The organism is Corynebacterium sp. c25Ua_89, assembly GCF_047459735.1.
Lineage (GTDB): Bacteria > Actinomycetota > Actinomycetes > Mycobacteriales > Mycobacteriaceae > Corynebacterium > Corynebacterium simulans.
In genome coordinates this window covers 1-1,437 of sequence record NZ_JASBOD010000013.1, presented here as the reverse complement: position 1 = coordinate 1,437, position 1,437 = coordinate 1, and the positions used below count along the sequence as shown (strand labels likewise).

Below are 1,437 nucleotides of genomic sequence, written 5' to 3'. Positions count from 1 at the left end.
TGAACTGCTCCCCATAATCCGGACTGAGAAATCAGAAACCAGATTGTGGGGAGTTTTTCTATGCATCCACGCAGCAAGTTGAGCCAGGCTCAGCGTGAACAAGCAGTGGAACTATTCGAGCAAGGCTATCGCTCTACGGCGGTGGCTAATCGTCTCGGGGTCAAGCGGGGCCAGGTTGAAAAGCTCGAGGATCGGTTCCGTTTACATGGCAGACTTTGTCTTGTGAGCAAACCAACGAGGAAACAGTACTCTTTCGACACCAAGATGGAGATCCTTCGCCGCCATAAAGCCGGCGAGACCAAGTTTGATCTTGCCGAGGAATTCGGCTTGTCCTCGCCTGACCTGATTGGTCATTGGGTGTGGGAGGTCAACAAGGATGGTATTGATGCACTACGGCCGAAGCCGAAGGGCAGGCCTAAAGGCTCAGCTCGGCCTGCACCACTGACCGAAGAAGACAAGCTGCGACGCGAAAATGAGCTTCTCAAGGCTGAATTAGCGTACCTAAAAAAATTGCGGGACTTGAGGGATCAGCGACGAGGCTAAAAGTCGAAGCCATCATCACTCTTAAGTCTGACCACCGTCTCGATGACTTGATCACCGCATCTGGCATGGCCAGGTCGACTTTCTTCGAGCATCAGCGTCGTCTTAATGAACCGGACAAATATGCCCATCTGAAGAAACTGATAACGAAGATCTTTAGCAACTCCAACGCCACGTATGGTTACCGCCGCGTATGGCGTGCTTTACGCAACGAGAATGAGATCGTCAATAAGAAGTTGGTTCGCAAGCTGATGCGACAGCTGGGATTAGTATCGAAAATCAGGCGTAAGAAGTACAACTCCTACCGCGGCACTACCAGCCACATTGCCGATAACGTGCTTGACCGCAACTTCGAGCAAAGCGCACCGAATAAAGCGTGGGTTAGCGACGTCACCGAGTTCCGAGTCGCAGGCACCAAGGTCTACTTGTCGCCGATTATGGATCTGTTTGACCGAACAATCTTGGCTCATACGCTGTCTACATCACCGAACACCAAGTTCACATCAAGATCGTTATCCGATGCCATTGCCCTGTTTAGTCCAGGTGAAGGACTCATTGTGCACACCGACCAAGGCTTCCAGTACCAGCACGCCAGCTGGCGTGACTTGATTACAAGCATTGGTGGCGTGCAATCGATGTCGCGGAAAGGCAATTGCTATGACAACTCAGTGATGGAGAATTTCTTCGGTCACTTGAAATCTGAGATGTACCACGGTGCTTCCTTCAGCAGCGTCGACGAGTTCTGCCAAGCTATTGATGACTACATCCTGTGGTACAACACAACCCGACTACAGGAACAATTCAAGGGCCTGGCCCCGATGCAATATCGGAACCAGACCCTTGCAAAGACCCAAACCATTTAGAATTAACCCAGTCCGGAAAACAGGGAGCAGTTCA

The 1,437-nt window shown here is 51.1% G+C and carries 1 protein-coding gene; it reads left to right on the top strand.

Features of this window, described 5'->3' with window-relative positions; translation table 11 throughout:
• Positions 1-60 precede the first annotated feature (60 nt).
• Positions 61-1,403 (top strand): IS3 family transposase gene (locus tag QKB66_RS11930; protein WP_414253375.1). Its coding sequence is split into 2 segments (ribosomal slippage): positions 61-502 and positions 502-1,403, totalling 1,344 coding nucleotides; the frame shifts between segments, so codons are not numbered across the junction.
• Positions 1,404-1,437 lie beyond the last annotated feature (34 nt).